We start from the raw sequence: 23,008 nt of genomic DNA, 5'->3' as shown, positions 1-23,008 counted from the left end.
CGGCTAGCCAAGTCGTTCGCGACGGGAGCGACTTAAGAGCGTTGGAGCAATCGCTAGCTCGCCGTCATGGAAAATCGTACTCAATCGCTGCTAGGAGACGCTTTAGACGGTGTGGCAGTCCGCACAGCAACCGGAGCCAGTGCGGCGGTCGAAAGGCTAAGTCGTCGATTGCCGGTCGTCTCCGTTCGGGCTTGTGGCGATCGACGTTTATTCTAGATTGCAGGCCTTGAGTGGAAGGGCGATGTCGGGAGGACGTAGTCTGGGAGGTTCGAATGAATAAGTCCGTGCGTAGTCTTTCGGACAACGACAAGCTCGTGCTTCAATCCCTGCTTGGGCGATGCGCGCTCAGATACCATCTGGCGGGACCGGAGAAAGAAGCCCTTATCGAAGCGACATTTCTGGCTCTGGCGACCAGACCGAAAGTAATTTTCGAGAAGTCGGTAGAGCAGGCGGTCGTGGAAGCGATGGATGCAGTGTTCGCATCGAGACCTCTGTTGGCGAAATAAATGCTGGTCCGCCAGGGAAGCTTCTTTGAGCCGACAGCCATAAGCTGCAGCTAACTCGACGAGTACCATAGGGGTGCATTGGCGCGGGAGCGCTTACTTCCCTCGGGCCGGCTTCGACTTCGCAGGGGCTATGCCGAGCTCCCGGTTCAGCTTCTTCTGCGCGAGCTTTCGGGCACGACGAATACCTTCGGCCTTCTCTCGCGCACGTTTTTCGGATGGCTTCTCGTAGTGCTCGCGACGTCGCATCTCCCGCAGCACGCCTTCCTGCTGTAGCTTCTTCTTTAGAACGCGCAGCGCCTGATCCACGTTGTTGTCTCTGACCTGTATCAGCATGGTTGCTCCCGAAGCGCTGCTCTGTCGACCGACTTCTATAGCCACATACCTGAAGGGGTCATCGTGCGCGCCGCCGCTCCTCTGATCTCCGTGTAATGGCTGGTCGAGTGTCGGTAAGGTGGAGCTCTTGGTGATCTGCGTCTCCTCTACTGTCAGCCTTGCCGATCTCGGCCACCACACTACCTCCGGTCGGTAATAGGGAGGTAGAAATGAAGGTTCAGAAATTCAGTCTGTCCGACGCCAAACTGGAGCGATCACCTGGACAGGATGCCGATATCTTTGTCGGAAACCTAATCGACGAGAAGGATGGTGGTCCCGTTACCATCGGATACGGCCGCTACGCTCCTGACCAGTCGCTTACAGAGACCATGGCCGTTCACGACACCATGATAGTCATAGAAGGCAGGCTCTCGGTTTCCACTGGGGACGGAACCGTGACGGCAGGACCTGGCGACATCGTCTACATGCCCAAGGGCGAGTCCGTGACGATCACCACGGAAGGCGAAGGCGCGTTGACGGCCTACGTGACCTATCCTCACTGGGCGGAGGCGCACGAACGATGACGGGAATGGCACCATCGCCGAAAGGATGGGCGACGTTCGCCTGGCAGTCCGACTACGGTCAGTTCTACCTTGTGGACAAGGAGGACGAAGCTTTTGAGGCTCCCGTGGAGATAACGGCGGAAATGGAGGCACGCCGCCTGTGCGTGACGCCCAGGGGGCTGGTGATTTATACCCGGTCCAGCCTTCAGCAACATATCAGGATCGCTATCTACGACAGCGAACCGGAGCATCCGGTCACCGAGCCCTTGAGCGGCAATCTGTGGACGCGAATAGAGCAGACGCAAGCCTCGTTCCCTTCGATGTCGTTCGGGATATTCAGCCCGTCGTTGCCCGATCCTTTGCCATACGGCCCGATCTTCCTCGTGGGTAGCACAGACTGCGTGATCCAGATCAAGTGGATGGAATCCCAAGGCGGGAGGGATGACAGCGTCCCGGTCGATCCGGACATCATCGATATCGCGATCTGGCCAGCCGTTGCTACACGAAACTATGCAGTGGAAGAACTAGGCGCTGAACTGATGCAACCTCTGGAAGCAGCTCTTACCGACGAGACCGTTGACGGATCGATTATCTTTCCAGCCGGTCCGGTGCGGCAAGAGTAATTCAGTTGGCAAAGCGCTACGCCGACGTTAAAGCGGCGCTCCCACTGGCCCGTCAGCATTATTGCAGTGATTGGACATCATTAACCGCGAGGCCGCGCAGCTGCGACGCTGACCCGAAAACGTCGCGTGTAGTCAGGGCTTGGCTGACGGTCCGGGATTGGCATTCTCCATACCGACTGGAGAAGAGGGAGCCGAGCCGCTGCCTTCCACTGAATTCAAAAGAGCCCAACCCACGACCGATACCAAGAATACTGCGAGAGCCACCATGGCCCACCTGGAACGTCCCCGACCGGTTCGGCGGGAGTTGCTATGCTTCGTCTCGTACTCTGTGGGGGTGCCGTTCGATCCGTCCTGCTCATGTGCCATGTCCGTTTTCTCCCTCGATCGCCGAACATCGCCGAAGTGCGATTGTTCCGGGCAACGGGAGTGCGCCTAATGTACGTTTACATCGCCGGACGCGTGGCACTACCGATAATGACACTTACGGTACACCGATAGTGCCCAAGGGAATCCACCAGTGCCAAGCCTTGATTTGTAGGCCTTACATTTCGCAAACTTGAGGGTTCGTTCTGCTGTTACTGTTCCTGAGCTGGGAAAGTGGGAGTGGCTTCTTAGAGCCCATCCGGGATCGAGGCACGCCATATTCCATAATATATATTACGCGCTTTCATAAGCCCGCTAATGGAGAAGCCGTATATTTGTTTAGTCTCACAGCCACCCTTCCGCCCGGGCGCAAAGCTAATAAGAGCGCCCGCACCAAACGCATCTCCACAGGCGGTCCGCCGCGACTGCCTCATCCTCAAACCTGCCGCTCTTGGACGCGCGCGTCACCCAAGTTACGCGCGGGATACCCTCATCAGCTGTTATTTGCGCATTGCTGCGCGAGGGCGTCAACAAATCTAGGAGCTATTTAATGCAGCACAGCAAGTGGTCCCAGGCGAACGGTTTGCAGCCTATCGTCAGTTAGATGCTTGAGCGTTTGTAAACGAGCTACCGAGCTACGCCCCCAAAGGTCACCACGGTCTTTGCAACTTGATACCCCGGAAACTCTTCCTACTCCCTATCATGACAGACCAGTCGCGGTAGTGTAATCGGAAAGGAGAGAAAGCAACGGGAGGTCAGCCTCGGTTCGGCCTGACCTCTTCATCCCGGTTGTGGAGCATAGGAGAGACTCGGTTTCGCGGGTCCGTCTTGCAACCTAATTCTTCAACCTAGCCTGCCGCAAACCGCTAGATTGAAGCAAGGTTCCGCTCACGATGGCCTTGGTGCTCAACCCACTCCAGTCACCGTCCGGACAGACATCCGACGATATCGTCGAGCACTAGCTGCATTATCTGCGCTATCTGTTTCGCAGGCCTCCATGAAGGTTGCGTTCGGAAATGGCAAGTTGCGTGCTTTGTTCCAGGGGAAGGGTCGCCGCGAACTGGACCGCCGCATCTTCTATTGCTGTGCGCACGCGGCCGGTCATCGCGGCATGCCGGTTCGAACGAGCAAGTGACATGCCCTCCACAGGAGCCATATCAGCTTCCGGAGGTACGCATTGGCAACCACTGTGAAGGCGCGAAGCAAAAGTGCGCCTACCTGCCAAGCGGATCCCGAGTGGCGCAAGTTACTTACTTCTTTCCGAGGCAACAAAATCGATGAACGCTCTCAATGGCGCAGGCATAAACCTGCGGGAGAAATACAGTCGTGGACCGTCAAAATTTGTCCACCAGTCCGGTAGCACGGGTTCGAGATCTCCGGAATCAAAGTGCGGTTGAAGCCAGTTCTCGAACGTGTAGATCAGGCCACATCCGTGCCGGGCAAAGTCGATCGCCGCGGCGGCAGCATCCACACCGACGACCAGCCGTCCCTGAGGGTCGACCGCAAGTGCCTCGCCTTCCCTTTCAAACTCCCACAACACGTAGGCCCCGCTGGAGAACCTCAGGCGGATGCACTCGTGATCAAGCACATCGCTCGGATGCCGAAGCCTTCCTCGACCTGCGAGGTATGACGGACTGGCCGCGAGAGCGGCTCGCTGTCTTGCTGGACCCAACGGTACGGCTATAACGTCTTGAGCGAGATGCTCGCCGTAGCGAATGCCAGCATCACATCCGGCTGCCACAGCGTCCACAAGCCTATCCTCGACCACGAACTCGATGCGCACGCCAGGATGCTTCTCAAGGAAGCCTTCGACAAGTGGCGGAAGGATATCGACCATGACTGCGCCGGTTACATTCAGCTTCAGCAAGCCACGGGTTTCGGCTTGGGAGCTTGCGGCATCTTTAAGGGCCGCGCGCGCTTCCGCATAAAGAGGCAAGAGGCGTTCCGCCAATGAGCGGCCGGCATCCGTCGGCGAGACGCTGCGTGTCGTCCTTGTCAGCAAAGGAACGCCGATCTGCTGCTCCAAACGCTTCACTCGTTCGCTGACCGACGACGGAGACAGCCCAAGTCGCTGCGCAGTCTTCCGAAAGCCGCCGGTCTCGCAGATGTCGAGAAACACCGCTAGATCGTTAAAGCCAGAAATGTCTTCATTGTTCGCCATGACGATCACGGTATATAGGATTGAGAGGATTATCGGGCGCTAAATCTGCATCTATTCCTAGGGGTAGTCCAACGGCAATGGCCAGTCTCAAAGGAAAACATGGTGCACAAGAAAACAGTGTTGATCACAGGTGCGAACAAAAGCATCGGATTTGAAACGGCGCGTCAAATGGGTCGTAAGGGCTACGGCGTGTGGATTGGAAGCCGCGATGTTGCGCGCGGCGAAGAGGCTGTGCAGTTGCTATCTGCTGAAGGCGTTGAGGCGAGGCCGATTTACATCGACGTAACGGACGAGGCGTCGGTGAGGCAGGCGGCTGATCGCGTCCAGACAGAGGATGGCAAGCTCGACGTTCTCATCAACAATGCGGGTATTCCAGGCCAGATGGTGCCACCCTCTCAGCAGTCGATCAATGACATCCGCACCATCTACGAGACCAACGTCTTCGCACCTGTTTTGGTGACCCAGGCCTTTCTTCCCGTTCTCAAGAGGGTTGGGAACGCAAACATCGTCATGGTCAGCAGCGGCCTCGGTTCCCTTGGTTGGCTCTCGGACCCCAATAATCAGTTCTACGGTGTTAACTTTCTCGGCTACAACAGCTCCAAAACGGCACTCAACGCCATAACGGTGGCTCTTGCCAAGGAACTTGCAGCCTCGGGTATCAAGGTGAACGCGGCTGATCCAGGCTACACAGCAACCGACTTCAACGGTCATTCCGGCTATCGCACGGTCCAGCAGGCTGCAAGCGGCATCGTGCGGCTTGCGACGCTGGATGAGGAAGGACCGACAGGCGGCTTCTATTTCGACGGGGTGGTGGTACCCTGGTAAGCTTATGCTGATCTGATATTCGTCACCCGTCTCGTCGCCGAAGGAGAGCTGTGATCGCATGAAAGGTTCATAGATCTCGTGGTCAGTCACGCCGGGTCTTGCCACGTGGTGAGCCGCCTGCGTGGCAATTCTGACGAGCTGAGCCGCGGCGCGGAACATTTCGATCTCACGTGGCGAGAATGGCGTTGTCGGCCATGAATTTGGCTTTGGGCATCAGCTCATCGAGTCCTGCCCAGAAGGTCAGCGAGGTGCGATCCCCGAAGCGGCCGATCTGCGCTCTCGTGCGCCCACACGCATGAGAGGTTTGGCGCATTTCTCCGCCGTCTTGATGACGCTTTCGCCGGGACGGTCGACATATTCGCGAACGATCGGTCCGATCTGCCCATGTCCTCGACGGGAATTGGTTCTCCGCCCGGCGCCAGCAGCACCCGTTCTGTACAGAAGGACATCAGTGTCAGCGGCTTGTCGCTGTCGGTCGGCAATCGCCGTCGGAATTGATGGGGCCGTCGCCCCTTAGCAGCGCGATGGCGAGCGGGGCTTCACCGTTAACCCCGCACTTTCCCACGCTCGGCAAGAAAATCCAGGAGCGCACGCACCCGCGAAGGGAGCAGTCCACCCTGACCCGTGTGGATCGCATGGAAGGCCTCGCGATCACCGGGGTTGAACTGCTCCAGAACGGGTACGAGACGCCCGGCATCGATGTCGTCTTGGACCGTGAACCGGGCAAGGCGTACAAGCCCGACACCGCAAAGTGCCAGACGGCGCAGCGCTTCGCCGTCGCCCGCCTGAACCCGCCCTACGGCCGGAATGACGACAGTTCCGGCAGGCGTCTTCATCGGCCATCCATCGACGTTACGGACATAGGAGAAGCCAAGACAGTTGTGGTGATCGAGGTCTTCAACGGTCTGCGGCTCACCGAAGCGCGCTATGTATGCGGGGCTGCCTGCGACAATCATGGCTGTATCCCCAAGCTTGCGCGCCACCAGGCTTGAACTCTTCAGCGCTCCTGCGCGAACTGCCACATCCGTCCGCTCCGCCAGGAGGTCCACAACCGCGTCGGTCTGGACGAGATCAAGGGTGACGCCGGGATAGCGCTCCAGGAACTCCGGCAGGATCGGAGCGAGAATGTGCGTGGCGTAGGATGCGCTGGTGTTGAGACGGATGCGTCCCACCGGCTGCTCGCCTGCACCAGCGCTACGCTCGGCATCGCCGATGTCGGCAAGAATACGGGTCGCCCTTTCGTAGAACGAGCACCCCTCGGCTGTGAGCTGGAAAGCCCGGGTTGATCGATTGACCAACCGCGCCCCAAGCCGTGCCTCTAGCCGGGCGACAAGCTTGCTGACTGCGGACGGCGTCATATGGCAAACGCGCGCTGCGGCCGAAAAGCCGCCGCGTTCTACCACGCAGACAAAGACCTCCATTTCACCGGATCGGTTGATATCAGAGCGCGCCATTGGTCTTTCAATTCACAGATGATGTTCTTCTGGGCAGACTATATCGGAAATTGGCAAGCGTCTACTTTGTGGTCTGGTCACCAGGGGTTGCCAGACAGGTCGTGGCCAACGCTCTCGACCTGCCACTTGAGCGACCGCTGAACCCTCGCTCGTTGCAAAGGACAAACAATGGATTATCGCTATCTCGGCCGCTCCGGTCTCAAGGTCTCGGTGCTCAGCTTCGGCGCCGGCACATTCGGTGGTTCAGGGCCGCTGTTCGGCGCATGGGGCAACACAGATGTTGAGGAAGCGCGACGGCTGATCGACATCTGCCTGGACGCCGGTGTCAACCTGTTCGACACCGCCGATGTCTATTCCAACGGCGCATCCGAACACGTGCTCGGTGCCGCCATCAAGGGACGTCGCGACAAGGTTCTGATCTCGACCAAGGCCAGCCTTCCGATGGGCGATGGTCCAAACGATGCGGGGTCTTCGCGTTTCAGGCTGATCCGATCGATCGAGGACGCGCTAAAGCGGCTCGGGTCCGATTACATCGACATTCTGCAACTTCATGCCTTCGATGCAGCAACGCCGGTCGAAGAGGTCCTGTCCACGCTCGACACGCTTGTTCGCGCCGGAAAGGTTCGCTATATCGGCGTTTCCAACTTTTCCGGCTGGCAGATCATGAAGGCGCTCGCCGCGGCCGATCGCTACGGCTGGCCGCGCTACATTGCCAACCAGGTCTACTATTCGCTGGTTGGCCGCGACTATGAATGGGACCTCATGCCGCTCGGAGCAGACCAGGGTCTTGGCGCTCTGGTGTGGAGCCCCCTCGGCTGGGGACGGCTGACCGGCAAGGTCAGGCGCGGTGATCCCATTCCGGACGGAAGCCGTCTCCACGATACGGCAAGCTTTGGCCCACCCGTTGACGATGAACTTCTGTTCCGTGTCGTAGATGCGCTGGAAGCGGTTGCCGCAGAGGTCGGCAAGACAGTACCGCAGGTGGCACTCAATTGGCTGGTCCAGAGGCCAACCGTCTCCTCCGTCATCATCGGCGCGCGCAACGAGGCTCAGCTTCGCCAAAATCTCGGCGCGGTCGGCTGGACCCTTTCTGCCGAACATGTCGCCAAACTCAATGATGCCAGCGAGGTGACGGCACCCTATCCGCATTTCCCATATTACCGGCAGGAAGGGTTCGCACGGATCAACCCGCCGATTGCGAGATAACGGTTCAGCCTTGCTCAGTGGGTCAGGTGTTCCTAGTCATCGATGACGCTGACCTCCTGCTTCCCATGATCATAGACGCACGGCTCAAGCGCCTTGTCGTGCGTCAAAGCTCTCCTGCGCAAGCTCGATCTGATGTTTGCTGTCTCGGCTCCATTCAACAAGGGCCGCGACCTGAGAAGCGAAGGAGCGGCCAAGTTGCGTGAGCTCATAGGTTACGCTTGGTGGAACGCTCGCTTCGACATGGCGCACAACATGTCCGTCCCTTTCAAGGCGGCGCAGTGTCAAGGTCATCATCCGCTGGGAGATGCCCGACAGGGCCCGTTCCAATTGACGGTAACGACGTGGACCAGGAGTAAGCTCCGCCAACGCCATGACCGTCCACTGCTCCCCCAATCGATCGAGGATGAGCCGCAGGCCGCAGTCTTCGTCGCCGGGCGCTCCACAAGGGATCAGCACTGCGGCGGGACGAACATCGATGTGCGTATCGGACAAGATTGTGCCTCCTTATGCGTGCGGTCAGAACCTCCTAAGTGACGGGCAGCACTGACACAAAAGGAGCATAGCATGATTTTGATAACGGGAGCATCAGGCCAACTCGCTTCGCTTGTTGCCGATAAGGCGAATGAGTCGGGCTTGCCGGCTCTGACAGCCAGCCGGTCACCTACAGCTGACAGAAGAATGGACTTTGATCGGCCAGAGACCTTGGATTTTTCGGAGATTAAAACCCTGTTTCTCGTCTCCGCCGGATATGCGGAGGACGATGTCGTGATCCGTCGACATGGCGCGGTGCTGGAGGCAGCCGGTCGGCAGGGGGTCAAGCACGTCGTTTATACGAGCCTTTCGCAGGCGAGTGATCATCTCGGCTTCGCGCTCGCCCATCGATGGACCGAACGGGCTGTCATGAACAGCGGCATGGCATGGACCATCCTGCGAAACGGTCTCTATGCCGAACTGATCGGCGCGCTTGCCGCACCTCGCGAAGGCCGGATCACCACCCCCTTCGGCACAGGTCGCATTTCCGCCGTGGCACGGGCGGACCTTGCCGACGCCGCCGTCGCAGTGCTGGCGAAGCCCGAAGCCCATGCTGGCGTCACATACGAGCTGTCGGGGACAACGCCGTTCTCAGTTGTCGATCTGGCCAGGCAGCTGGAAGTTTCCTATGAGCCGACGAGCCTGGAATCGGAGCGCGAGCGGCTCTCTGGCTTATCACTCTTGCCGTTTCAACCCGCCATGCTCTTGTCGATCTCGTCGGCTGCAGTGGCGGGTTTTCTCAAGACCGAAGCGAGCGACCTTCCAAAATTCGTAGCAAATCCACGCGACAGCCTGTCCATCGCCTGCGTGGCGGCTCGGCAGGCCTATGCTCTGGAATGATGACGTAGGGAGTGAGCCGAGGGCAAACCTGCCACGTGATGACTAAGAAATCAGCGCACTGCTTGTCGTAGCGGGTCGCGTAAGAAGGACGGCTCGTTGCATCGAAGTGCTAGCGCTCCTTCTCGCGACAAGATGAAAGATCCGTGCTCAGTTGTATGGCATTGAGAGGAATTGAACTCAGGGCCAGGCGAGGTTGTCGAACACAGGCTGCGTTAGTCGCATCAGTGCCAACAGGCTCAAAACTACTCTCAATGCTTGGAACCTAGCCTACGCGGCTCTTCATCATATCGAACGGTAACACGTTGATGGATTGAAGTTGGTCTGCAGCTGCCGGTCGGCCAAGATAGTACCCTTGTAGCTGATGAATGCCGTACTGCTGCATCAGACGCTGATGCTCGATAGTTTCTACCCCTTCGACAAGAATGCGGGTTCCACGATTACGAAGCAGGCCGATGATGTCCAACATCATTCGTCGTCCTTTCTCCGTGTTGCAGTCATGGAGGAAGGACCGATCAATTTTGACGGTATCGAATTCTATGAGACGCAGCCACGACAATCCCGCGAAACCCGTACCGAAGTCGTCCAGCCAGACCTGGACGCCCAACTTTCGCAAATCGTTGATGCAGCGCACTACGTCTTGGTCTATTTCCAGCTCCATCCCTTCTGTAATTTCGAGAGCGAGCCTCGCTCCTGCTAAACCGAAATCAGAGAGAGTTGAAGCGACGAAACTTGAGAAATCCGACATTTTGAGCTCAATCGGCGAAACATTGACACTGGCTACCTCAACCTTATTTCCTGCCAGAATGTCGCTGCAGACGGTGCGTATCGCCCAACGCCCCAGCTCGATTATTGACCCTGATCGTTCCGCGACGGGGATGAAATCAACCGGCGCGATCGATGTGCCATCCGGCCGACGCAAGCGCATCAGAGCCTCTGCAGCCGCCACTCTGCCCGTCTGAACATTTCGGATCGGTTGATAGACGAGGGATACAAGCTGGTGGTTTACCGCGACCTTTAGGATCGCTGCTATGTCTTCCTCGTCATCCCGTGTCCTCGCGTCACCAGGATCGAACACCACCACCGTGTTCCGACCGCCTTTCTTTGCGGCGTAGAGGGCAAGATCCGCTTCGTGGACAACTCGGTCGAGGTGCTTGGTCTGGTTCCTAGCGAACGACAATCCGATGCTGACCGTAACGATCGAGGTTCCATCTCGTCGGTTCTCATGAGGTAAAGCCAGCGCACGTATGGCAGACTTGATCGCCTCTGCAAAAGCGATGGCGTCCTCAACGCTTTGCTGCTGCGCGATGATGATGAATTCCTCCCCGCCGTAACGTGCAATCCTAGCTCCGTGGGAATTGACAACCTCTTGTAGAAGATGGGACACAGCGACAAGGCACCGGTCACCCTCTTGATGACCATAGCGGTCGTTGTATCGTTTGAAGTAATCGACATCGAGCAGCAGCACGTAGAACATTGACCTATGGTCGAGCCAACGTCGCCAGTAATCACGCAGTCGCTCATCGACAGCCCGGCGGTTTTCCAGCCCAGTGAGCGAGTCAGTGTTGGACAAAAGGAGGAGAGCTTTACCCCTCTCCTCTGCCGCGTTGTGCTGGACACGGGCCTCGAGAGCGTTGAGGAACACGTTGTAACGCTCTCGGTTGAGTTTCAGGTTCACGTACGAAGTAAATATGAAGCACGAGATGCAGAAGGCTCCGAGGATCAGCTTATAAAGCGGCAACATGGGTGAATATAGGTAAAGCGTGCCCAGAAAGATGAGCATATTCGCTGCAGAGGCTGTGAGTGCAACGGGAAAGCGAAAGCTGAAAAACAGGTTCACGCTCATCATGAAGATGGCGCCGAAAACCATGTAGTAGGAGAGCGCTTCCACAGCACTGGACATCTGTGCAGTGAGAATCCAAACAAGATAGGCTACGGATACGGCTGTAGCCGCGACAGTATCGATCAGGCCGGATCTTGCTCCGACGTAGATTAAGACCTCTAAGATCGCTAAGGCACAGACCCCAACGACGAGACGGCCCCCGACGGTGTAGTAAGCGACGTCGGGGATAAAGAGGTAGTCGGTAAGAGAATACGCCAGATACGCGACGACGGCTATCCATAGGCCTTTGCGAGTGACGCGTCTCCTGCCCCGCTCGCTCTCACGCACGTACAAATCACGCAAGTCTTCCGGCGAGGGCGTCGTACCTGCTGCGACGTAACCTGCCTCGGCAAACATGTGCAGCATGGCCTAAGAACCAATTCGGTTGTAGCTACGCGTCGTAGATCGCCGCTGTACGTTAAGTAGCGCCATGTGACATCCGCGACAAACGATAACGAGCTTATCGTGCGCGCACTCGATACGAACCGCCCAGCTTATTTAATAATTTCTAAAGTTGGTGACGCTTGATTGGCCCAATGCGGGACAGACTAATAATCCTTGACGAATGACAAATCGGTGAAGAATTTAATCTTGAATTAACATTCCATTAATCATGAGGTTATTTTTCTTGGCTCAGCCCCTTTTCTCGCCTGACGGCAAAAGCTTGATCATGCCCCGATCCGTCAGCGACAGTCTTATTTCTCAAAAACCGACCAACCAGGCAGAACTTCTAGCTGAAGCAAAAGCTCAATTTGCCATTGTCATAAACCTGGCGATGCAGCGGTTGGATGCCGGGAAGGATCTGCCCGAGATGACCAGATGGTTGATCGGTCAACTGCATGATATCAGGCAAAAAGCAGGGCCCGAAGTCTGGCAGATGCTCGTCCCAATCATACAAGCGCATCCTTCCGCGCAGATATTGCAGCAGTGCCCCTTCACCCGGTGGTCGTTCGAGAAGCCGCGTGGGTATTCGGGGGATGCCGGACTGATAGACTTCATCTATCGACATCAAGCGATAGCTGAAGAAGTTGCCAAGGCGACTCCTGTCGGGCTTCAGATCTTTGAGTACACAATTAACGCACCAGGGCCGGTTGCGGTCAGGGAAAGGCGAGACATTCTGACCAGCTACGTCGATGAGACCGCGGCGAGGACCGCCTCGGATACTGAAATCCTGGCGATTGCCGCCGGACACCTCCGGGAAGCGGAGGCATCGATGGCGCTTACAAAAGGCGAAATCAAGCGCTGGGTCGCCCTTGATCAGGATCCCGAAAGCATCGGATCAATCATGAGACAATTCGAAGGGACGTCCGTCGATCCCATCGATGGATCGGTGCGTGGGCTCCTCACGGGAAAGCATCAACTCGGGACATTTGATTTGATTTATGCCGCGGGTCTCTACGATTACCTTAGCGATAAGGTCGCGATCAAACTTACGCAGATTTGCGTCGCGATGCTGAAGCCGGGCGGAGTATTCTTGTTCGCTAATTTTTCCGATGAGATGTCTGACGACGGCTATATGGAATCTTATATGAACTGGGAGCTCTTGCAGCGTTCAGAGTCAGACATGTGGCGTATCGTCGGTGCCAGTGTTGGTGCAGAGACAGTGGATGCCCGCGTCTGGTTCGGGACCAACCGCAATATCATCTACAGCACGATTAGAAGGCTGCCGTAGGCGCAACATCGAGAAGGTTGCGCCTACGGCAGCCTCACCTTCGCCTCCGTGATACCCGCACTTTACATCCCCTCAATCTCTACAAAAATCGTAGCGATTGAGGGAATGACCTGACTTGTTTGCGTCTCGGGCACCTCAGACAGAGCGCCCCCAACGGCTAAGGAGAACGTCCTTGACCTACGATGTCGCCATTGTTGGAGCCGGTTTCTCGGCGATCGCACTGACAATCAATCTTCTCGATATCCTGCCACCAGAGGCGACTATTGCCGTGATCGGAGACGATCCGGGGTTCGGACGGGGAACGGCGTACCGGACAGAATTCTATCTCCACCGCCTCAACGTGCCCGCTGCGCGCATGAGTATCTTCCCCGACCAGCCTGACGACTTCACCGACTGGCTCACGTCGCGGGGTAAAGCCGTCAGTCCCGACGCTTTTGCGTCTCGAGGTGACTTTGGTCTCTACCTGCGTGACAGGCTCGCCTCCCGGCTTCGAGCGCGGGAGCATCGCGCACGTCTTGATTTTGTTCGGGCGAAAGCCGTGAGCTGCAACGATGGCCAGGGAGACGGGATCTCATTCGTTCTCGACACGGGTGGAAGCCTGCAGGCCCGAACTGTTGTCCTTGCGCTCGGCGTGGGAAGCGCAGGATTGCCGGTCGCGTCAGACCGGGTTTCGGCGGCTGCCCGCGGGCGAATTATCGAAAATCCATGGACCAGCCACTGACGCACTTCTACATGGAAAGCAGCTTCCTCATTAATGGGGGCGCACCTGAAGAGAACACCGTTTGCGATAGTAGTGTCGTAGGTGAGGCTAAAAACTTTACCGTCAAAGTTGCGGGCGATCTTCGTTTCATTGTTAACGGTTTTCGTGCGGATCTCGCCGGTAAAGATAAGCCATCGTGATATTTAGAAGGCCTACGAGCTGCCGCTTGTGACTAGAACGATCGGGAATTCCGGCAGTATCGCAAACCGGGATGGATCGGCACGATGTGCCGGGGAGCGCCAGTACACTAAGAGGCGAAGCCCTTGGATGCACAACACTTAACCCTACAATGTTGAGGAGCAGTGGTACTATAGAGCGCCCCAAAAGCTTTTGTGACCGAATTAACGAAGTCCGACTAACCTGTGTGTGACTTATCGCCTATTGAGGCGCTACATGCGGAATGACAGATAAACGACTCATATGGCTGGTACCGTCTTTGGGGGTTTCCAGCCATCAAGCATGTACACCTTAGCAACTGAAATCGAAGGTAGTGATAGGTCGTCACCTGAGCTTAAAGCTGCTGCGAACGATGTTCTCCAATCGCTTGAGCGCGTCATAGACCTGGCGGTTGCGTCGTCGCGAGTATTGGGAAAAGCTTCACGAAAATTCGATAAGCTTGTTCTTGTGCTGGAGCGACAGGACAGCGTTGCGCGTCTCGAAGGTCTCGTTGACCGAGTTTTCGTAGAAATGTAAAAATTGCTTGAAGGTACTAATCAGTACACTGGATACCCAATGGGGTAGCGCCGTGGTGCGTTGCCCTGGTGGAGTGACGGCTTTGGCCTTGCGACCGATGTCGCCGGTAGCGTAGCCGTCCGAGGACGGAACGCGGACGGCTGCGACTGGTTCCTGTAGACGCGATCGACACATTCATGCAACTGAAAGGCGAAGGCGGCATAATCACTTCAGATCTTTTGGAGTGTGAGAATGCGTTTTCTGAAAGTAACAGCGTGGATATGGCTTGGCCTTCTCTTTGCCGGTCTTGGTCTTGCTGCTTTCGGGCTTGAAAAACTTCCGATAATGGCTGGGTTGATTGTCGGCTGTGGTGTTGGTCAGTTGTTCGTTGCCAAGGCTATCACTGCCAATCCCGGCTATGCGGTCAAGGCTAACCTGATTGCGTTAGTGCCAGCCATAATCATCGTATTTGGGACGGTGCTATTATACGTATGACGTCTACGCTATGTCTCAGAAGGTATCTAAGCGAAGCAACAGTCTAAAGGGGCCTTATCGTCGTAACTTGCTAGTTGTTCGCAATTTACCCATTTAGCAGGATTACGTGACTTCGGCAGCGAGTTTCGGCGGGACCACGCGCCGGGCGCATTACTTACTCCATGTGAAAACCATGCTGCCTCAATAGCACCAAGAAAGCGGTGGTATCACTTGCTTGCTTGTATAGTAGATTGTGCTAATATTTGTGCGTTGCCGGCAGACACCCCCTCTTTTCGGTGACAATAGGGAGCGTGGTGAGCGCCTTCCTGTACCGAGGCAGCAGTCCCTTCGTTTGGTTTCAACCAACGCTTGCTGCCTCGTGGAGGGAGGCCAAAGCCGTGGCCTCCCTCCTTTTGGATACCGGTATTCGAGGTAGAGGATCTTTTCTCTACCTGCCTGCGCTAAAATATTAGATGCCTCTTAACTATGAGTTGACATGCAAGAGCTGCGCGTCTCGGTGATCCGCACCGGGTTTGCTGCAGGCCATTTTTGTTTATGTTATGCGGCCATGGCTGGTGCGTCCAGCTTAGCGTAACTCTCCTCTTCAGCTTCGGCTGGCGGTGAGTTTCCGATGGGTTCTAGGATGCGTCGGTGGTTTGCCTGCGCAGGATTTCCGCAAGTTCCGCGTCGACCGCATCGCCGGCATCCAGATGACGGAGGAGAGCTTCCGTCCGCGCCGGGTTCCGATGCTCAGGGACTTCGTTGCCATTCTGAACGCCGGTGTGTCCGAAACATCAAGGATGATCTTGAGCAGCCAGTAAGCAGGATGACGACGCGGCCGGTATGTCTAGGACCGCGTTCGGACTGCTTTCGTAGATGCACCAGATGTCCGAACGGCGGCGTTGAGGCGCAATGCTGTCACTGCAAGTGGGCGGCATGGTTTTGAGCAAAAATGCTAGCCGCGTCTTCGCCTTGAACCAATTCGAACCAACGACCCGCTGAGAGTTTGTCGTCATCCCCCAAGTTATGGGGTCTAGCTAGATTCGCGTCGCAATCGTAGAGCGGTCCGAGCCATCGATCCGCTGGAGTAGCTCTGCGATCATGCTGCCAACGAAAGGCAGCTCTAGTCCAATATCCTCTTGGAGATATCGGTGGCTCATCCAGGAGTGCGATCGACTAGAGCCATGATGACCATCCCCGCTGCTACGCCGGCTGCGAACAGGCTCAGTCCAAGAGTAACACTCCTGACTGACAGTCGTCTCGGCTTGGAGACACCGGTATGGGCCTGATTGACAGCTGAGGCCTGAAGCATGTTGTCTTCCTGCATCTGCTCGGGGGATGGTAGGGACTCTCGGGCAGCCGGTTGCGCCACTTCCGAGGCCGGGACGTTGGCGACCGTCACGTGCTGGCTATTTTCTTCATCGTATTTCACGGTGAATCCTACGGCGCCATCTGACTTTAACTTCGTGAGGACTTTCCGAGCTGCCTCGACTTCATCCGCGCCTTCCATGAGCGATGTCTGGGTGACGAGGTAATATGGCATGCGGGACTGCTTTCTATTCGCGCGATTGCAGTGTGATCAACCAGAATGACTTGCGCCGTCAAGCGCACCGCAGTCAGTTACCCTGCTCCTCTTCTCGAATCGGCAAGGCAGGCAAAGAGCGGGCAGTCGCCGACCGAGCTGCGACCCGTCGTGCGCGCTGATGAGCAAGGGAAACGAGGTTCTGAGAGAAAGAACCCGATCCTTGCTGTGAGTTTTTGAGCGGGTAAGAACATGGCCTCGTCGTTCAGAAGATGCGTCACCGTTTTTAGTAGTGTTTGGTAGCAAGCCGCGCTCAAGAGTAACGAGTATGGGGCCGGGAACACACTATCCGATGTTAGGGTGTAGCAGGCGGAGAGCCGACTTCGGGCATCATGCGCTACTGTCCGAGTTCGACCCTATTGAAGTCAATCCTACTTGATGTCCTGCCATTCGCCGTAATGAAATCGCGTAAGCCTGTTCTACCGAACGGAACGGCGTCGCGGAGAGCTAACGAAGCGCAAGCAACGTCTAGCTCCCGCCTTTTTGACACACCGATACTGGTCGGAAGCGTATCCTATCACGTGGTCTCAATGATTAGCTTACTTCTCGACGACGGTTCCAAGGCTGCTCGCCGGACCCTTCAACGCCGTACATGCTGAGGACCAGGCATTGGCGTCATCACCAAGGGCAGTTCTCAACCAGGCCAGCGTCATGCGCTTCGTCGCCTCGAGCGCATCCGGCGCCTCGACCTCGGTCTCCTTGGCGTCGAGCCCGGCGATGCCGCCAAGGCCGTGGCCTACTCCGTGAAGGGTAAGAAGCGCATGCCCACCAACCGCGTCATGGTAGGCATCGGCGTGCCAATCCGGGCCACGGTGCGTAAAACGCGGTTTGTCGTCTGCCCCGCACACGACCAGGCTCGTCGTCGCCAGGTGTGAGAAGTCGAGGTCAAAGAATGGAAAGCGCGCGGCGTTCTCTTCTGTCAGATCCTTTCCACCACGTCCGGGCGCGGTGAGAAGAACCCCAGCCTTGATGCGTGGATCGCGAAAAGTCTCTCCGTGGAGTTGCGCACCCAGAAGCAGGCTCACGGTGTGGCCACCGAAAGAATGTCCTGCCGCAGCGATGCGGTCCTGGTCAAGCCGGCCGGAGACGGCCGGCGCACGCTCTTCTATCTCTGACAGCCGATCGATGACTGTGCGTATCTCCGCGACGCGCTCGCGCCAGAAGAACGGCGCTCCTTCGGCGTCTTCATGAAAGCCGCCGACGCGGGAGCTCGCGTGGGTGGGCTGGATGACAGCAAAGCCGCGCTCCGCCCAGAACTGTGCCAAATGCGCGTAGCCGTCCTTCGACGGAACGTAGAATGACGGTCCGAATCCATGCGACAGAATGACGATGGGGAGGCGATCGCCTTCTGCCGATGCAGTCAAACGCAGTTCCAGAGGCGGCCGTCCGTCGATGTCGAGGCGGATCGGCGAGTAGGCTATCGTGAGGGCTCCGTCGGGGGTCGGGATACGGCGCGCGGTGTCGATCAGATTGTTCGTCGTCATCTGTGGTCTCCTTGTGTGGCGCCAGGATGGACGACGAGAGCAGGATTATCTATATCTGAACGTCCGCACCTGTTTAGTGAAAGTCCAGACATGTCCGATCCACTCGCCGAGATCGTCTCGCTGCTCAAGCCCGTGCCATCGATCGCCAAGCTGGTTACGGCCGGTGGGGCATGGTTGGTCGAGCGTCGCGAGCTTGGTAGTCCGTTCTATTGTGCGATTGCGGAAGGGCGCTGCCTGCTGACGATCGCTGGCAGATCGCCGATCATCCTCCAATCCGGGGATTTCGTTCTTGTCCCGCAGATCCACACCTTCACCATGAGCAGCCTTCAACCGCCTCCGCCGGGCACGTTACCGCGCCGGCTGGAGACCGGTCCCGGCGTCTTCCGCCTCGGCGATCCGGACGCACCGGCCGACGTCACGGCCATGGTGGGTCACTGTTCCTTCTTGGCGAACGACAAGCAGTTGCTGAGCTCGCTGCTGCCGGACATCGTTCATGCTCGAGGCGAGCGCCGGCTCATGGATCTCGTCAGGATGATTCACACAGAGATGGTCGGCGGACTTGCAGCGCGGGACATGATCCTCAGTCGCTTGCTGGAAGTTCTCTTCATCGATGCTCTGCGGAGTACAGGAGGGGCTGAGACATCTCCCGGATTGTTGCGTGGGCTTTCCGACATCCGCCTGGCTCCAGCGTTGCGACGCATTCATCAGGACCCCAGCACGGGCTTGTCCGTCGAGGAACTGGCAGAGACCGCCGCAATGTCGAGGTCGGCATTCTTCGATCGCTTCCGAAGGCAGGTGGGCGTCCCTCCGATGGAATACGTGACGGGCTGGCGCATGGCGCTTGCAAAAGACCTTTTGGTTCGGCAGGAGGCGCCGCTGGTCGAAATCGCAACACGGATCGGTTACGCTTCCGCCAGCGCGTTCAGCGTCGCATTCACACGGCATGTCGGCGTGACACCGGGCGTTTTCGCCCGAACAGACTGACCTCGACAGCCCGCCTCGCCGTCCATTTTGCGCTGCTCCTGCGCTGCGATGTCCGCTTCGAAGGCGCACAGGCGACATGAGGCCGCTGTGGAGGCATGCCCGCTTTTGGGGACCCTGACTTGTTGACCGCAACGTCCGCAATGAAGGCGGGATCCTTCGTTGAGCGTGGACCGTAGTTGGCCCTGAGCACGATGTCGACACAGACTAGTTGTACTACCCTGGGTTCGCCGGAGTTTGCTTGCTTCAATTTATCGGCTACGCCCTGCGAAGCCGCTGGAGCGAACGTCGATGCGCAGGTTCGGACTTGTAGCTGACCACAGATCCTACCCCTATCTGGCTGCATGCTAGAATTGTCGTGGCTGCCCGCGCATCATTTGGTCAACCGAACGAATTCACCATCCGGCGCGCAAACGGATGCGGCAGTGTAGAAGAAGTCTTGACGCTCAAACCCGCCGCCGTCCTCCCACGCGTGGTTGACCTTCTGATCGCACTCCAAGATCTTATCCAGCGGGCTAGACGCGTTCTTGGGCATCTGCACTTTATCCACAAACAGGTAGTGGCTAGTATTGGGATCGTCAGTGCGCAATACGGTGTCGTACTTCAGTGAGGCGGTGTACCCAGCTTGACCCTTGCCTAACTTTTCGCAGAAAACGTCCTTGTTCGGGTGCACTTTCGCCTTGTACTCAAGCGGACATCCGTCTTGCTTAACTTCCATCTGCAGCACGAGCTTGGAGTACTTTCCTAGCTCGAACTCCTCTCCGGGAGATATCGTCATATCCCCTTGACCGGAATTTTGCTGTGTCTTTGGTTGATAGATAACAGTTCCGATGGCTTGCTCTGCGGAGCTGCCAGCCCGTGTAACAAGGATCGATACTTTCTTGTACCAAAAGCCTTGGGCTTGCTTGGGTGTGAAAGTGACTGACTTTGGTTTCATCGGCGCTATGGCCGAGGCAGCAACACCAATAGGAATGGTCTTCAGGCCGACCATCCCCAAGAAAGCATTTTGCGAACTACCGCTAACGGTCACCAGCACTGTCTGCCCGGTCATGGAAACGTTATATGTCATACCGGCCGGCAAGCTCTTTGCGTAACCCGCTAGAAAACGTTCAGCTGCAACCTTGGCGGCACCTGCATTCGTTCCGTTAAAGACGCGTGCGCCAGCGAGCGCCGCGCTATCGGCAACACCCTGTGCGCTAACTTTCTCGCGGGTTGCCAAGGTGTAGTCGATCGCTCCACCGGCAGCTATGATCAGCGGCGTCGCCACAAGAGCCGTAATCATACCAAAGTTGCCACCGCGATCCTGTAAGATATTTCGTATAGTCAAAGTCGTCCCCCCAGCATGTTCGTTGTTTTTAGAAGTGGGAGGTAAAAACGAACGTAAGGAACACGGTATATTAGACGTCAACACTTGGCGTTACTTATTGCGGAATTGCTTTATTAGCATTTACTAACTAATAGACCGCCCTCGTAGTCTCGGCCGATCCGCAACTTAGCGAAGATCGCCCTCCCCGACGTCTCACCTGATCCATAACTGCTAGGGAGAGGTCTTCTCCGGCTCCGCGCAACGGCAGTCGTCTTGACGACGGAATGGCCGCAAGTTAGAATCCTGCCGTCTAAAACAGGTTAGGCTCGGGAAGGTTGGTCCAGCCCCCATCAATATGGGTCCTTCCGCTGTTCTCTTGCGGCCCAAGACTACAATGCGCGTGCATGGTGCGCGCGACAATGTGGGAGTTTGGGCATGGAAGCTAGAGTGACAGTGTTGACGCTTGGCGTTAAGGACCTTGAGAAATCTGTTTCCTTCTACCGCGACGGCCTTGGCCTGCCAACGGAAGGCATCGTTAGACGTGAGTTCGAACATGGCGCAGTAGCTTTTTTCGATCTTGCTGGTGGCTTGAAGCTCGCGCTTTGGTCGCAGGTAGACGTCGCTCATGACACAGGCTTGCCGCTAGATCCTCCTAGCTCGACGTCTTCCACCATCGGGCACAATGTCTCGACCAAAGAAGAGGTCGATGCGGTTATAGACGCCGCAGGGCGAGCGGGAGCCGAGATCGTAAAAGCCCCGGCGACAACTTTTTACGGCGGCTACGCTGGCTATTTCCGTGATTTGGACGGACATCTAAGGGATGTCGTTTGGAACCCTCACCTGCTTGCTCCCGCTGACTAGAACTTCGAATATTATTCCACTGTCTGAGACAGCGGTACCGATCAACCGGATGTTCGTAATCTTAATCAACGAGACCGCATCATCAGCTTTGGCAATGCGGCACCAAGGTTCCGCGGCAGAGCCATAAGCTACATTCGGGCTAGAACCTTCAACACGCGGAGGATAGCAATCTGATGGTAGATATCGAGATGGTTGGTGGGCTTGTCGAGCAGCAGGATTTAATGCTCGTGAGCTCGGGCCCGGACGATGTGGCCTGTCTGCCTCTCCCTGGCCCGCCCTCCGATACCCATGCGCTGCATAATCCAGACATCCGATCAGTCATGACCGGATGTCTGGAAAGGCTCGATCGATTAGTGAGCTTTCATTTCACTGACGATCTCGTCTGCCTTCAATGAAGACGGGTAATAAGTCGGCCAGTTGGTGACTTCCTTCAGTAGCGCGGCGCGGTCGTTGCCCCAATACAGGTGGTAGTGGTCAGCCTTGTTCGGAGCAATTCCGTGATCGCTGAACTGGATGAACTGAGGAGCGCTAACATCGCCTTTTGTCTTCTTGTAGATAAACCGGACGCCGCGATTGCCCTTCTTATAGGTCAGGATTTCCTTGCTGTCATAGGCATAGGTGCCCTTGGACCCCTGGTCGCCCTTGAAGAATGTGACAACGTCACCGTCGATGGTAATGCGGTCCACATCCGTCTTGTAACCGACTTCGTACTCGGCGCGGATCTCTTCTACGCTTGAAGTGCCCTTTTCAGCCTTATGCTTCCATACTGGATCAAGGATGCCGTCCTTGAGGTAAGGATAGACCGACTGCCAATCGCCAGCGTAATCACCCAGCGGGCGATCCTTGACCTGACTGTCCTCAAAATAACCGGCGTAGATCTTGGGATCGCCGTGGCTGTGAGCGTGTTCGTGCCCGCTATGGTCATGAGCATCACCGTCAGCGTGCTCGTGGACCTTGCCGCTGCCACCGGCAACCGCAATGTTATAAGGTTTGCCTTCAACTTTGATCGTGCCGACTTCCTTAAGTTCAGTCTTGGAGATGCGACGCACCAATCCGGCATTGGGATCGGTCATGACAATGTCATCGCCAGCCATGGCGATACGCGGACGCGGATCGTTCCAATGCCCATCCATCGAGTAGGGACCTGTCACCTTAGCGCTTTTAGCAAGCTTGCCATCAAGGACGTCGATCTGATGGAGAGTGCCATCTTCCGTCAATGCGTAACCAAAGCGGGCATTGGCAGGATCAAGCGCAAAGTCGATACGGCGGAAAGGAAGCTCGATGTAGCGAAAGTTCGGCTCGTCCGCGGGGTCAACAACGACAAGTCCCTTGGCGCCATAGTTACCGAGAAACACCTGCATGCTCTTGGCACCCAGCAACGTGCCGGTCGTCTCGCCGCTCGGCATGTCGGCAGGATAGTTCAGCATCTTGGTCACTGGGCCATCGGCGCTCGCCATCACCGTCAGAATGCCTTCCTTGCATCCCGCTGCGAGGTAAGCGCCGGAAAAGGCTTCGCCGTGAATGCCTGTGCAGGATGCGACATCACCTGTGGGCGTGCCGTCTTCCTTCACCGCACGCAAACCGACGCGCGTCGGAGCAGAATCGCCTTCGACCGGAGCATCGGAAGCGACCGTCGTTACCCAGCCGTTTCCGACAGGCGCCGCAAAACCATGATGAGCTCGGGCTTGCTTCAGGCGTATCGATTCAATCTCGCCGTCGGTCAGCTCATGAGCGTCGATGATCTCGTTGTAACCACCCTTGTCGAAGTTGATGACGATCTTGCCGTCATGGTCGATGACGTGAAACGGGCGCGGGCCGGTCAAGGCTTTTTCCAAGGCCGACGGATCGGTAATCGTGATGTCGGAATGGTCACCATGCGAGTGAAGGGTAATCCCGCTATTGATAAAGGTGACGGCATCATTGTCAGACTGAACCGCGACAACGCTGGCGCCT

The 23,008-nt window shown here is 56.9% G+C and carries 22 protein-coding genes and 1 pseudogene; 13 read left to right on the top strand and 10 right to left on the bottom strand.

Annotation, left to right across the window (positions count from 1 at the left end):
* Nucleotides 1-272 precede the first annotated feature (272 nt).
* On the top strand, nucleotides 273-506 hold the full coding sequence (locus tag G6K99_RS22275) for a hypothetical protein (RefSeq protein WP_174197990.1): 234 nt from the start codon (nucleotides 273-275) through the stop codon (nucleotides 504-506).
* A gap of 93 nt (nucleotides 507-599) precedes the next feature.
* Here G6K99_RS22275 and rpsU read toward each other — a convergent pair whose 3' ends face one another.
* Complete coding sequence (gene rpsU / locus G6K99_RS22270; protein WP_174197989.1) at nucleotides 600-839, bottom strand: 30S ribosomal protein S21; 240 nt, start codon at nucleotides 837-839, stop codon at nucleotides 600-602.
* Between the two features lie 209 nt (nucleotides 840-1,048).
* Here rpsU and G6K99_RS22265 point away from each other — a divergent pair, with 209 nt between their 5' ends.
* Both G6K99_RS22265 and G6K99_RS22260 read left to right on the top strand, forming a co-directional pair.
* Nucleotides 1,049-1,402: an AraC family ligand binding domain-containing protein gene (locus G6K99_RS22265; protein WP_174197988.1), complete on the top strand. Its 354-nt coding sequence runs from the start codon at nucleotides 1,049-1,051 to the stop codon at nucleotides 1,400-1,402.
* Nucleotides 1,399-2,004, top strand: a complete 606-nt coding sequence (locus G6K99_RS22260) for a hypothetical protein (protein ID WP_174197987.1) — start codon at nucleotides 1,399-1,401, stop codon at nucleotides 2,002-2,004. Before G6K99_RS22265 ends, G6K99_RS22260 begins: the two co-directional genes overlap by 4 nt.
* A 1,609-nt stretch (nucleotides 2,005-3,613) precedes the next feature.
* On the opposite strand, the gene G6K99_RS22255 is transcribed toward G6K99_RS22260, so the two are convergent.
* On the bottom strand, nucleotides 3,614-4,528 hold the full coding sequence (locus G6K99_RS22255) for a LysR family transcriptional regulator (protein WP_174197986.1): 915 nt from the start codon (nucleotides 4,526-4,528) through the stop codon (nucleotides 3,614-3,616).
* A gap of 99 nt (nucleotides 4,529-4,627) precedes the next feature.
* Here G6K99_RS22255 and G6K99_RS22250 point away from each other — a divergent pair, with 99 nt between their 5' ends.
* Nucleotides 4,628-5,353: an SDR family oxidoreductase gene (locus G6K99_RS22250; protein ID WP_174197985.1), complete on the top strand. Its 726-nt coding sequence runs from the start codon at nucleotides 4,628-4,630 to the stop codon at nucleotides 5,351-5,353.
* On the opposite strand, the pseudogene G6K99_RS22245 reads toward G6K99_RS22250, so the two are convergent.
* Nucleotides 5,339-5,835 (bottom strand): annotated as a pseudogene (locus G6K99_RS22245) (aminopeptidase P family protein); the annotation flags it as partial. The gene G6K99_RS22250 and the pseudogene G6K99_RS22245 overlap by 15 nt on opposite strands.
* A gap of 63 nt (nucleotides 5,836-5,898) precedes the next feature.
* The gene (locus tag G6K99_RS22240; protein WP_174197984.1) at nucleotides 5,899-6,807 is read right to left on the bottom strand and encodes a LysR family transcriptional regulator; all 909 of its coding nucleotides are present in this window, start codon (nucleotides 6,805-6,807) and stop codon (nucleotides 5,899-5,901) included.
* 168 nt (nucleotides 6,808-6,975) lie between these two features.
* Between G6K99_RS22240 and G6K99_RS22235 the strand changes: the two genes are divergently transcribed.
* Entirely contained in the window at nucleotides 6,976-8,013 is a 1,038-nt protein-coding gene (locus G6K99_RS22235; RefSeq protein ID WP_174197983.1) for an aldo/keto reductase, read from the top strand.
* An 84-nt stretch (nucleotides 8,014-8,097) separates the two neighbouring features.
* Here the strand turns inward: G6K99_RS22235 and G6K99_RS22230 are convergent, their stop codons facing one another.
* Complete coding sequence (locus G6K99_RS22230; RefSeq protein WP_174197982.1) at nucleotides 8,098-8,505, bottom strand: helix-turn-helix domain-containing protein; 408 nt, start codon at nucleotides 8,503-8,505, stop codon at nucleotides 8,098-8,100.
* A gap of 72 nt (nucleotides 8,506-8,577) precedes the next feature.
* On the opposite strand from G6K99_RS22230, the gene G6K99_RS22225 reads away from it, so the two are divergent.
* Entirely contained in the window at nucleotides 8,578-9,384 is an 807-nt protein-coding gene (locus tag G6K99_RS22225) for an NAD(P)H-binding protein (protein ID WP_174197981.1), read from the top strand.
* A 262-nt stretch (nucleotides 9,385-9,646) separates the two neighbouring features.
* On the opposite strand, the gene G6K99_RS22220 is transcribed toward G6K99_RS22225, so the two are convergent.
* Nucleotides 9,647-11,629 carry a bifunctional diguanylate cyclase/phosphodiesterase gene (locus tag G6K99_RS22220; RefSeq protein WP_174197980.1) on the bottom strand — a complete coding sequence of 661 codons (1,983 nt, stop codon included), beginning with the start codon at nucleotides 11,627-11,629 and terminating at the stop codon, nucleotides 9,647-9,649.
* A gap of 262 nt (nucleotides 11,630-11,891) precedes the next feature.
* Here G6K99_RS22220 and G6K99_RS22215 point away from each other — a divergent pair, with 262 nt between their 5' ends.
* The 5 genes from G6K99_RS22215 to G6K99_RS22195 all read left to right on the top strand — a co-directional run bounded on the left by G6K99_RS22215 (nucleotide 11,892) and on the right by G6K99_RS22195 (nucleotide 15,662).
* On the top strand, nucleotides 11,892-12,935 hold the full coding sequence (locus tag G6K99_RS22215) for a class I SAM-dependent methyltransferase (RefSeq protein ID WP_244631592.1): 1,044 nt from the start codon (nucleotides 11,892-11,894) through the stop codon (nucleotides 12,933-12,935).
* A gap of 172 nt (nucleotides 12,936-13,107) precedes the next feature.
* Nucleotides 13,108-13,656, top strand: a complete 549-nt coding sequence (locus tag G6K99_RS22210) for an FAD/NAD(P)-binding protein (RefSeq protein WP_174197978.1) — start codon at nucleotides 13,108-13,110, stop codon at nucleotides 13,654-13,656.
* Complete coding sequence (locus tag G6K99_RS22205; protein WP_174197977.1) at nucleotides 13,641-13,835, top strand: hypothetical protein; 195 nt, start codon at nucleotides 13,641-13,643, stop codon at nucleotides 13,833-13,835. Before G6K99_RS22210 ends, G6K99_RS22205 begins: the two co-directional genes overlap by 16 nt.
* 784 nt (nucleotides 13,836-14,619) lie before the next feature.
* Complete coding sequence (locus G6K99_RS22200; protein ID WP_174197976.1) at nucleotides 14,620-14,862, top strand: hypothetical protein; 243 nt, start codon at nucleotides 14,620-14,622, stop codon at nucleotides 14,860-14,862.
* 635 nt (nucleotides 14,863-15,497) lie between these two features.
* Nucleotides 15,498-15,662, top strand: coding sequence for a WYL domain-containing protein (locus G6K99_RS22195; protein ID WP_244631591.1), 165 nt, complete (start codon nucleotides 15,498-15,500; stop codon nucleotides 15,660-15,662).
* Between the two features lie 335 nt (nucleotides 15,663-15,997).
* Here the strand turns inward: G6K99_RS22195 and G6K99_RS22190 are convergent, their stop codons facing one another.
* Together G6K99_RS22190 and G6K99_RS22185 are read right to left on the bottom strand one after the other, a co-directional pair.
* Nucleotides 15,998-16,384, bottom strand: coding sequence for a hypothetical protein (locus G6K99_RS22190; protein ID WP_174197975.1), 387 nt, complete (start codon nucleotides 16,382-16,384; stop codon nucleotides 15,998-16,000).
* Between the two features lie 578 nt (nucleotides 16,385-16,962).
* Complete coding sequence (locus G6K99_RS22185) at nucleotides 16,963-17,907, bottom strand: dienelactone hydrolase (RefSeq protein WP_174197974.1); 945 nt, start codon at nucleotides 17,905-17,907, stop codon at nucleotides 16,963-16,965.
* A 90-nt stretch (nucleotides 17,908-17,997) separates the two neighbouring features.
* Here G6K99_RS22185 and G6K99_RS22180 point away from each other — a divergent pair, with 90 nt between their 5' ends.
* Nucleotides 17,998-18,891: an AraC family transcriptional regulator gene (locus G6K99_RS22180; RefSeq protein ID WP_174197973.1), complete on the top strand. Its 894-nt coding sequence runs from the start codon at nucleotides 17,998-18,000 to the stop codon at nucleotides 18,889-18,891.
* Nucleotides 18,892-19,261: 370 nt separating this feature from the next.
* On the opposite strand, the gene G6K99_RS22175 is transcribed toward G6K99_RS22180, so the two are convergent.
* On the bottom strand, nucleotides 19,262-20,215 hold the full coding sequence (locus G6K99_RS22175) for a TadE/TadG family type IV pilus assembly protein (RefSeq protein ID WP_174197972.1): 954 nt from the start codon (nucleotides 20,213-20,215) through the stop codon (nucleotides 19,262-19,264).
* A gap of 414 nt (nucleotides 20,216-20,629) precedes the next feature.
* On the opposite strand from G6K99_RS22175, the gene G6K99_RS22170 reads away from it, so the two are divergent.
* A complete protein-coding gene (locus G6K99_RS22170) occupies nucleotides 20,630-21,055 on the top strand; it encodes a VOC family protein (RefSeq protein ID WP_174197971.1) in 426 nt (141 codons plus the stop codon).
* Nucleotides 21,056-21,405: 350 nt separating this feature from the next.
* Here G6K99_RS22170 and G6K99_RS23455 read toward each other — a convergent pair whose 3' ends face one another.
* Complete coding sequence (locus tag G6K99_RS23455) at nucleotides 21,406-22,035, bottom strand: ZinT family metal-binding protein (protein ID WP_371816277.1); 630 nt, start codon at nucleotides 22,033-22,035, stop codon at nucleotides 21,406-21,408.
* Between the last annotated feature and the right edge of the window lie 973 nt (nucleotides 22,036-23,008).

This window comes from Neorhizobium sp. AL 9.2.2 (genome assembly GCF_013317225.1).
Taxonomy (GTDB): domain Bacteria; phylum Pseudomonadota; class Alphaproteobacteria; order Rhizobiales; family Rhizobiaceae; genus Neorhizobium; species Neorhizobium soli.
The sequence above is the reverse complement of the archived record's forward strand: the minus strand, read 5'-3'. Positions and strand labels throughout refer to the sequence as shown.

Bases quoted from the DNA above. Each gene is read 5' to 3' on its own strand.
- G6K99_RS22255 (WP_174197986.1), bottom strand. From the start codon at position 4,528: ATGGCGAACAATGAAGACATTTCTGGCTTTAACGATCTAGCGGTGTTT.
- G6K99_RS22205 (WP_174197977.1), top strand. From the start codon at position 13,641: ATGGACCAGCCACTGACGCACTTCTACATGGAAAGCAGCTTCCTCATT.
- G6K99_RS22200 (WP_174197976.1), top strand. From the start codon at position 14,620: ATGCGTTTTCTGAAAGTAACAGCGTGGATATGGCTTGGCCTTCTCTTT.
- G6K99_RS22265 (WP_174197988.1), top strand. From the start codon at position 1,049: ATGAAGGTTCAGAAATTCAGTCTGTCCGACGCCAAACTGGAGCGATCA.
- G6K99_RS22180 (WP_174197973.1), top strand. From the start codon at position 17,998: ATGTCCGATCCACTCGCCGAGATCGTCTCGCTGCTCAAGCCCGTGCCA.
- G6K99_RS22170 (WP_174197971.1), top strand. From the start codon at position 20,630: ATGGAAGCTAGAGTGACAGTGTTGACGCTTGGCGTTAAGGACCTTGAG.
- G6K99_RS22220 (WP_174197980.1), bottom strand. From the start codon at position 11,629: ATGCTGCACATGTTTGCCGAGGCAGGTTACGTCGCAGCAGGTACGACG.
- G6K99_RS22275 (WP_174197990.1), top strand. From the start codon at position 273: ATGAATAAGTCCGTGCGTAGTCTTTCGGACAACGACAAGCTCGTGCTT.
- G6K99_RS22240 (WP_174197984.1), bottom strand. From the start codon at position 6,807: ATGGCGCGCTCTGATATCAACCGATCCGGTGAAATGGAGGTCTTTGTC.
- G6K99_RS22190 (WP_174197975.1), bottom strand. From the start codon at position 16,384: ATGCCATATTACCTCGTCACCCAGACATCGCTCATGGAAGGCGCGGAT.
- G6K99_RS22185 (WP_174197974.1), bottom strand. From the start codon at position 17,907: ATGACGACGAACAATCTGATCGACACCGCGCGCCGTATCCCGACCCCC.
- G6K99_RS22260 (WP_174197987.1), top strand. From the start codon at position 1,399: ATGACGGGAATGGCACCATCGCCGAAAGGATGGGCGACGTTCGCCTGG.
- G6K99_RS22235 (WP_174197983.1), top strand. From the start codon at position 6,976: ATGGATTATCGCTATCTCGGCCGCTCCGGTCTCAAGGTCTCGGTGCTC.
- G6K99_RS22250 (WP_174197985.1), top strand. From the start codon at position 4,628: ATGGTGCACAAGAAAACAGTGTTGATCACAGGTGCGAACAAAAGCATC.
- rpsU (WP_174197989.1), bottom strand. From the start codon at position 839: ATGCTGATACAGGTCAGAGACAACAACGTGGATCAGGCGCTGCGCGTT.
- G6K99_RS22225 (WP_174197981.1), top strand. From the start codon at position 8,578: ATGATTTTGATAACGGGAGCATCAGGCCAACTCGCTTCGCTTGTTGCC.